This is a genomic window from Rhizobium sp. IBUN (assembly GCF_000510625.1).
GTDB classification, from domain to species: domain Bacteria; phylum Pseudomonadota; class Alphaproteobacteria; order Rhizobiales; family Rhizobiaceae; genus Rhizobium; species Rhizobium altiplani.
Genome location: NZ_AZNV01000054.1, coordinates 21,588 through 29,111, shown reverse-complemented (window position 1 = coordinate 29,111; position 7,524 = coordinate 21,588). Strand labels below are relative to the sequence as shown.

Here is a 7,524-nt window from a genome sequence, read left to right as displayed (position 1 = left end):
TATCCCGGTTGTCCTGATGATCGTCTAGCGAGCCCGGTAGGACTGGGCTGCGCTCCTTAGGGAGAATGGGAAACCGGGAGCCGAACATCACTCTGTGACCGAAGCCAACGCATCAGGTCACGCATTGGAGATTGGTTCGAGAACCGCAGGACGGCAACACTCTGTCCAGCGGAAGGAAAGATTGAGCCGATCGGCGTCGATGCCGATCAAAACGAAACTGAACCCAAGGAAAAGCCGCCAGTTCAAGGCGTTTTGCCCCTTGTGTTCTTTCATTGGAGTCGATCATGCTGACACTGTACTACGCGCCGCATACCTGCGCGCTCGCAAGCCTCATTGCGCTGGAGGAGTCCGGCCTGCAGTTCAAAACGAAGAAGCTGAACTTCGCCGAAGCGGAGCAGCGTTCTCCCGAGTACCTGGCGATCAATCCCAAGGGCAGGGTTCCCGCTCTGGTGACGGATCGCGGCATCATTACCGAAACGCCGGCAATCCTCGCCTATATCGCTCAGGTCGCCTCCGCCGCGCAATTGGCCCCGCTTGATCCTTTCGAGTTCGCCCGCATGCAGGCCTTCAACAATTATCTTTGCTCGACCGTGCATGTGAACCACGCGCACGGCCGCCGGGGCAGCCGGTGGGCCGATGATCCGACAGCCCATGAAGCGATGAAGGCGAAGGTGCCGCAAACCATGGCCGAATGCTTCGAGATCATCGAGGCGAAGATGCTGGAGGGCCCATGGGTCATGGGCGAGTACTATTCGGTCGCCGATCCCTACCTCTTTGTCATGACCGGCTGGCTGCGGTCCGATGGCGTCGATCCGGCCCGCTTCCGGAAAGCGACGGCGCACTATGCGCAGATGATGGAGCGCGCGGCCGTGCTGCGGGCATTGGAGCGCGAACAGGCCTAAACAGACGTCGCCCGGCCGCCGGGCACATCAGCCATGAAAATTCGCGGCAAGCCTCTTTGGCGCGCGGAACCGCCACGCGCCGATCAGCCGTTCCTTCAGTTCGGCGTCGCTGATCATCGCGGCGTGCAGGGGCATATACGGCCAGCCGATATAGTGGGGTGTCTGATAGTAGATCTCGGGCGCCATCTCGATCAGCCGTTCCTTGTCGTCGATCGAGATGCAGAGCACGATGGTCTCGTTGTTCTTGACCGCCGCGAATGATTTGCCGCCGACTTTCAGCGCCGGGTTACCGTAGGACGTGCTCTCCTCGACGTCAGGCAGATTGGCTTCCGCCGAAAGACGCTTGAGGCGCGCAAAGATCGTATCGACACTGGTCATGTGAGCCCGCTCGAAACTGAAGCGGGCCAAGACTAGCAGATTTTACCGGGCTATGCGCACTTTGCGAGCTGTAGCGGTTCCTGCTCGGGCGCGCGTGGTTGCGGGCCGAGCGGCAGGTCTGCCAACGCCGTCGGTGACATGCGGGCCAGTTCGGGATGGTAGAGCGGATCCCGCTTGCTGTCCGCGCTGTAGGGCGGTTCGATTGTTTCCACGCTCAAGAAAAACTTTAGTATTTGCATGGCGCGCCTCGCTTCCTTCGAGAATGGCGAACGGAGCATCTGTTCAACACAGGCGGATTATCGCGGGCGGCCAGCCAGGTTTCAATTGAGATTACCAATCTCTCGGTATAGAAAAACTATATGAGAAACCTGAACTCGGTTCACTTGAACGGATTGCGCGCGCTCGAGGCTGTCGGCCGGCTTGGCTCCCTACAGGCCGCCGCAGAGGAACTGGGCGTCTCCATCGGCGCTGTCAGCCAACAGGTCATCAAGGCCGAAGCGCAGCTCGACCACGTGATCTTCGAGCGCACGCCAAAAGGCATGGTCGCGACTGAGGCGGGCACGCGCCTGCTGGCCGGCCTGACCGAGGGCTTCAATGCGCTGTCGCAGGCCGTCGCGACGACGCAGCGGCGGGACGACAGCATTCTGACGATCTCTGTGGCGCCGGTCTTTGCCGCGCGCTGGCTTGTCTATCGGCTCGATCGCTTTGCCGAACGGCATCCTGAGATCAGCCTGCGGATGGATGCCACCACCCGGCTCGTCAATCCGGCGCTCTGCGATGTCGATGTCGGCATCCGCGTCGGCAACGGTCAGTGGTCGGACGTAAAGGCCGAACTGCTGCTGCAGCAGCAGGTCTTCCCGGTCTGTTCGCCCGCTATGGCGGCGCGACTGCACGAGCCCGCCGATATACTGTCGCTGCCGGCGGTCATCGACGGTCACGCCATGTTCACTTGGGAAGTGTGGATGCGAGAGGCCGGATTGTCGGGCGCGACGCTCGAGACGCGCCACGTCTTCAACGATGCCTCGCTCTGCCTCGATGCGGCTATCGCAGGGCAGGGCGTCATGCTCGCCTGGCAGACGCTCGCGGACTTTGCCCTGCAGCAGGGGCAGCTGGTTGCGCCTTTCGGCATTCGCGCGAAAACTGGCTTCGGCCACTATTTCGTAACGGCCGAAGGCGCGCGCGAACCCAAGAAGGTGAAGGATTTCAAGGCCTGGATCCGCGAGGAAATGGCCAGCACCCTCAAGCTCTTTCCCTGATCAAACCGGTTCCTGCGACCGCGTCGCCTGCATCGCGATATAGGCCGGCCGTGACTGGCAGCGCTTGATCCAGGCGCTGACATTGGGATGGGCGTCGAACAGCGCCTGTTCCGTCTGCGCGTAGCGAAGAACTTCCGCGATATTGAGATCAGCTGCGGTGAAGCGGTTGCCGACAACGTATTCGTTGGTCGCCAGATGCTTGTCGAGCGTCGCGAACGCCTTCTTCAGCGATCGGACGGCGACGCTGATCGTTGCCTTGCCCTCGTCGCTGTTTTGCTTCTCGTCGTCGTAGACATAGACGATCTTCACCGTATGCGGCTCAACCTCGGTGGCCGCCCAAATGGTCCACATCGTCATCAAACCGTCTTCCGCGACGGTTTGGCCGGCCAGTGGTCCGCCATGCTTGCGGGCGAGGTAAAGGGTAATGGCAAGCGACTCATGCATGACGAGGTCGTCGTCCTTGATGCTGGGGATCAGCGCCATCGGATTGACCGCCAGGAAATCAGGCGACAGGGTATTGATAGGCGCATCGGCGGCAAGCGGATTGGCAAGTCGCCTTGCCTGAATGACCCGCAGGGACTCGAATTCGAGACCCAGTTCCTCAGCCATCCAGTAAACGCGCGAGGCGCGCGAGCGATAAACTCCGTAAATTGTCAGCATCTCGATGTACCCCTTGTTCGGCTGGGCGCAGGGTAGGAGCCGAAGCGTCGCAGCGGAAGCCGCCAAGCCTTATGAATCGATGAAAGCTTTTGATGCTTTTCAGGAGATGCGGTTGCGCTCGACCGTCAGCTGCGCAAAGCGCGAGGCAGCGCCCGCGGTCGCCAGCTCGCCGGACACCTTCCTGTCCCATTCGAAGCCGAGGACGGCACCACAGGGCGTTTCCTGAAACACGTTGTCGGTGATGATGGCCGCGCCTGCACCTTCCGCCACCGAGACCGCGCAGCCGATCGGGGTCTTGCGGATGATATTTCCGGTCACGACGAGGTTGCGCAGATAGGGTCCCCAGCCGAGCTGCATGCCCCAGCGTGGCGCACCTTCGATGATGTTGCCGGAGACCAGTGTATCCGCCTCGGCGGCAATGCCGATGCCGAAGCCGACCTCGTGCTCGTAGGGACCCTTGAGCGTCAGGTTACGCACGACGTTGCCGGTAACGCTCGCCAGCCTGCCGCCCTGGTCGAAATTGGCGATCGAGATGCCGTTCGCCGCACCGTCCACCATGTTGTTGGACACGACAGCGCCCACAAACTCGAACTCGACATAAACAGCGGTCTCGCCCGAACGCTGGCATTGGTTGCCTGTGATCTGGATATCCGAGGCCGAATTGGCGCGGATGGCGGTAAATGCGCAGTCCGACACGTGATTGTTTGCGACCATGACGTTGTCAGCGCGGAAGATATTGATGCCGTTGCCGTTTTGGCCGGTGCCGCCGTCATTGGCCTTGATCCGGTAGATGCGGTTGCCGTTGACGACGCTGTTATCAGCCGCCTTCGTCCAGCGATGCACGAGAATACCGCCATTGCCGCAGTCGAAGACCTCGTTGCCGGTGATCGAAAGCGCGTCGGATTCGACGGCGTAGATGCCGGATTGGCCTGCACCCGATATGCGGCTGCCCGTAATCCGGCCGCCGCATCGCTCCAGTCGAACGGCATGTTTGCGGCTGGCGGCGATCTCGCAATTGTCGATGATTACCTTGGCGACGCCGGTGAATTGCAGCAGCCCGCCGGCATCATCACCGAGCGAACGATTCTGCCCGTCGATGATGATGTTCGTGAGTTCGATGTTCTTGACCTTCTCAGCGCTGAAGAGGTTGCCACCGCCGGTGTAGACGATGCGCGATACGCCGGGAACGCCGGTGATGCGCGTATTCTCCCGCAGTACGAGATTGGAAGCCTTGTAGGTGCCTGGTGGCAGGAAAACCGGTGCGTTCTCCGCCGCCGCTTGGTCGATCATCTTCTGCAGGCTGACGCGCTTGCGGTCCGGCGCACCTGGCGTTGGCTGGTAATCTCCCGCGTCAATCGCGCCGCGCAGGCCACCATCGCGCGTTGTCGCGAAGCTGCGCGATGCCATCAGCGCAAAGGCGGATGCTCCCGCAAGACGGAGCAGGTCACGACGGGAGGTTAACGGACTTTCCTTCATTTCGACCGCCTTGCAGGAAACGTGCCGGCGCGCCTGTTTCATTTTGGTACAGATAGGCATCTTCCCGTCGCCCACTGGCCCTTCCGTCCTTTCCCGCTATCTTTGCAGGCATGAGACCAGATGCATTGCTCTATCCCGCCCCCGAGGGGCTCTATTGTCCCGAGGGAGGATTCTATGTGGATCCCGTGCGGCCGGTCGAGCGAGCCCTGATCACCCACGGTCATTCCGATCACGCGCGGCCCGGCCATGCAAACGTGCTTGCGACACGCCAGACGCTCGACATCATGCAGATCCGCTATGGCGATGGATTCTGCGCAAGCGAACAGGCTGCCGCTTTCGGCGAAGAGATCCTGATCAACGGCGTAAAGGTCAGCTTTCATCCGGCTGGCCACGTGCTCGGCTCGGCGCAGATCGCCATCGAGAAGAACGGTACCCGCATCGTCGTTTCGGGCGACTACAAGCGGCGGGCGGACCCGACATGCGCGGCCTACGTGCCGGTGCCTTGCGACGTCTTCATCACCGAGGCCACCTTCGGACTGCCGGTCTTTCATCACCCCGATCCGGTCGATGAGATGGGCAAGCTTTATGCCTCGTTGCGGCAGTTTCCGGAGCGCACGCATCTGATCGGCGCCTATGCGCTCGGCAAGGCGCAGCGCGTCATTCGCCTGCTGCGCGATACCGGCTACGACCAGCCGATCTATATCCACGGTGCGATGGAAAGGCTCTGCGACTACTACACGGAGCAAGGCATCGAGCTTGGTGAGCTACGCCCGGCGACCATCGAGAGCCGCGACAAGTCCGCCTTCAAGGGAGCCATTGTCGTCGGTCCGTCCTCCGCCTTTGCCGACCGCTGGGCGCGACGCTTCAACGAGCCGTTGCCGGCGTTTGCGTCGGGCTGGATGATGGTGCGTCAGCGCGCCAAGCAGCAGGGCGTCGAGCTGCCATTGGTCATTTCCGACCATTGTGACTGGCCGGAACTGACGGAGACGATCAGTGATCTGCGCCCCGAGGAAGTGTGGGTGACGCATGGTCGCGAAGAGGCGCTGGTTCGTTGGTGCCAGTTGCAGGGCATCAAGGCCCGACCGCTTCACCTCGTCGGCTACGAAGACGAGGCTGATTGATGAAAGCGTTCGCCGATCTGCTTGACCGCCTCGTGCTCACCCCCAGCCGCACAGGCAAGCTGAAACTGCTTTCCGATTACTTCCGCGACACCCCGGATCCGGATCGAGGCTACGGTCTTGCCGCCATCGCCGGCACGCTCGAAGTGCGAAACGTCAAGCCGGCCATGCTGCGCGAGCTGGTGCTGGAGCGGATGGACGAAGTGCTCTTCCGCTATTCCTACGATTATGTCGGCGATCTCGCCGAGACGATCTCGCTTGTCTGGGATGCCGAAAGGGACATCGAGCGGTCGGCGCTCGCCCAGCCGCGGCTTGGCGATGTCGTCAGGCAGATGAACGCGCTTGGGCGCACCGAGGTTCGCAGCTTCGTGCGCGACCTGCTCGATCGGCTGGACACATCAGGTCGCTTCGCCTTCATCAAGCTTGCGACCGGGGCGCTCCGCATCGGGGTCTCGTCCCGTCTGGCGAAACAGGCGCTCGCCGAAATGGGCGGCCGCGATGTGACCGAAATCGAGACGCTCTGGCATGGTCTGCAGCCGCCCTACGAACCGCTGTTTCGCTGGCTGGAAGGGCAAGGTGACAAGCCGGTGCTGGCGACGCCGGCGATCTTCCATTCCGTCATGCTCGCCAATCCGGTGGAGGAGGGGGATCTCGAACAGCTCAACCCGTCCGACTATGCCGCCGAGTGGAAATGGGACGGCATTCGCGTGCAGCTGTCGCGCTCCGGCGACACGCGCAAGATCTATTCGCGTTCCGGCGACGATATCTCAGGCGCGTTTCCCGATATCGTCGATTCGATCAACTTCGACGGGGTGATGGACGGTGAACTCCTCGTTGGCGGAACCACCCGTTCGAACAGCCCGACGCGTACCTTCTCCGATCTGCAGCAACGCCTGAACCGCAAGACGGTGACGGTGAAGATGCTCGACGAGTATCCGGCCTTCATCCGTGCCTACGACCTGCTGTTCGATCGCGAAGAGGACATACGCGGCCGCTCCTATGTCGATCGGCGCGCGCGTCTTGCGGAGGTCATCGATCATGCGCCGCACGACCGTTTCGATCTTTCACCCCTGGTCGAGTTCTCGTCGTGGAACGAACTGGATCAGCTGCGCTCGTCACCGCCAAATCCTGTCATTGAAGGGGTGATGATCAAGCGCCGCGACAGTGTCTATCAGGCCGGGCGGCTGAAGGGTCCGTGGTTCAAGTGGAAGCGCAATCCCTATAACGTCGACGCCGTGCTGATGTATGCGCAGCGCGGCCACGGCAAGCGCTCCAGCTATTATTCCGATTTCACCTTCGGCGTCTGGACCGAGACGTCGGAGGGAGAACAACTGGTGCCGGTCGGCAAGGCCTATTTCGGCTTCACCGATGCCGAGTTGGAATTGCTGGACAAGTTCGTGCGCAACAATACGACGGAGCGCTTCGGTCCGGTGCGGGCCGTCAGGGCAGACAAGGATTTCGGTTTTGTTATCGAAGTCGCTTTCGAAGGCATCAATCGCTCCACCCGCCACAAATCGGGCGTGGCGATGCGCTTTCCGCGGATCTCCCGCCTGCGTCCCGACAAACCGTCCTATGAGGCGGATCGCCTCCAGACGCTGGTCGCCATGATCGATGCCAAGGGCGAGCAGTAGGTTTTTCTGGCGCAAAACGCCGCAGGGACACCGTTTTCAACACAACGTGTGTTGGCGGTCGCGCGCTTCCGGTGCAATTTTCGAATCGCCGGGAACCATGGAA

At 61.5% G+C, this 7,524-nt stretch carries 8 protein-coding genes; 4 read left to right on the top strand and 4 right to left on the bottom strand.

The features are described from left to right. Positions 1-284 precede the first annotated feature (284 nt). A complete protein-coding gene (locus RHIBUN_RS0129510; RefSeq protein WP_025662373.1) occupies positions 285-902 on the top strand; it encodes a glutathione S-transferase in 618 nt (205 codons plus the stop codon). 27 nt (positions 903-929) lie between these two features. Here RHIBUN_RS0129510 and RHIBUN_RS0129505 read toward each other — a convergent pair whose 3' ends face one another. Continuing rightward, a complete protein-coding gene (locus tag RHIBUN_RS0129505) occupies positions 930-1,280 on the bottom strand; it encodes an MmcQ/YjbR family DNA-binding protein (RefSeq protein WP_025662372.1) in 351 nt (116 codons plus the stop codon). Between the two features lie 50 nt (positions 1,281-1,330). Beyond that, positions 1,331-1,519 (bottom strand): hypothetical protein, encoded by a 189-nt coding sequence (locus tag RHIBUN_RS0129500; RefSeq protein ID WP_025662371.1) that lies wholly within the window; start codon positions 1,517-1,519, stop codon positions 1,331-1,333. Positions 1,520-1,639: 120 nt separating this feature from the next. Between RHIBUN_RS0129500 and RHIBUN_RS0129495 the strand changes: the two genes are divergently transcribed. Continuing rightward, the gene (locus tag RHIBUN_RS0129495) at positions 1,640-2,536 is read left to right on the top strand and encodes a LysR substrate-binding domain-containing protein (protein ID WP_025662370.1); all 897 of its coding nucleotides are present in this window, start codon (positions 1,640-1,642) and stop codon (positions 2,534-2,536) included. On the opposite strand, the gene RHIBUN_RS0129490 is transcribed toward RHIBUN_RS0129495, so the two are convergent. Together RHIBUN_RS0129490 and RHIBUN_RS0129485 are read right to left on the bottom strand one after the other, a co-directional pair. Beyond that, a complete protein-coding gene (locus RHIBUN_RS0129490; RefSeq protein WP_025662369.1) occupies positions 2,537-3,196 on the bottom strand; it encodes a glutathione S-transferase family protein in 660 nt (219 codons plus the stop codon). It abuts the gene before it with no gap. A gap of 99 nt (positions 3,197-3,295) precedes the next feature. Continuing rightward, positions 3,296-4,672: a TIGR03808 family TAT-translocated repetitive protein gene (locus RHIBUN_RS0129485; protein WP_156932772.1), complete on the bottom strand. Its 1,377-nt coding sequence runs from the start codon at positions 4,670-4,672 to the stop codon at positions 3,296-3,298. 110 nt (positions 4,673-4,782) lie between these two features. On the opposite strand from RHIBUN_RS0129485, the gene RHIBUN_RS0129480 reads away from it, so the two are divergent. Next, positions 4,783-5,793: a ligase-associated DNA damage response exonuclease gene (locus tag RHIBUN_RS0129480; protein ID WP_025662367.1), complete on the top strand. Its 1,011-nt coding sequence runs from the start codon at positions 4,783-4,785 to the stop codon at positions 5,791-5,793. Next, entirely contained in the window at positions 5,793-7,421 is a 1,629-nt protein-coding gene (locus RHIBUN_RS0129475) for a cisplatin damage response ATP-dependent DNA ligase (protein WP_025662366.1), read from the top strand. Before RHIBUN_RS0129480 ends, RHIBUN_RS0129475 begins: the two co-directional genes overlap by 1 nt. The last annotated feature ends 103 nt before the right edge of the window (positions 7,422-7,524 follow it).

What these genes read in the sequence shown, in the direction of transcription:
- RHIBUN_RS0129510 (WP_025662373.1), top strand. Translation starts at nt 285, where the DNA reads ATGCTGACACTGTACTACGCGCCGCATACCTGCGCGCTCGCAAGCCTC.
- RHIBUN_RS0129505 (WP_025662372.1), bottom strand. Translation starts at nt 1,280, where the DNA reads ATGACCAGTGTCGATACGATCTTTGCGCGCCTCAAGCGTCTTTCGGCG.
- RHIBUN_RS0129500 (WP_025662371.1), bottom strand. Translation starts at nt 1,519, where the DNA reads ATGCAAATACTAAAGTTTTTCTTGAGCGTGGAAACAATCGAACCGCCC.
- RHIBUN_RS0129495 (WP_025662370.1), top strand. Translation starts at nt 1,640, where the DNA reads ATGAGAAACCTGAACTCGGTTCACTTGAACGGATTGCGCGCGCTCGAG.
- RHIBUN_RS0129490 (WP_025662369.1), bottom strand. Translation starts at nt 3,196, where the DNA reads ATGCTGACAATTTACGGAGTTTATCGCTCGCGCGCCTCGCGCGTTTAC.
- RHIBUN_RS0129485 (WP_156932772.1), bottom strand. Translation starts at nt 4,672, where the DNA reads ATGAAGGAAAGTCCGTTAACCTCCCGTCGTGACCTGCTCCGTCTTGCG.
- RHIBUN_RS0129480 (WP_025662367.1), top strand. Translation starts at nt 4,783, where the DNA reads ATGAGACCAGATGCATTGCTCTATCCCGCCCCCGAGGGGCTCTATTGT.
- RHIBUN_RS0129475 (WP_025662366.1), top strand. Translation starts at nt 5,793, where the DNA reads ATGAAAGCGTTCGCCGATCTGCTTGACCGCCTCGTGCTCACCCCCAGC.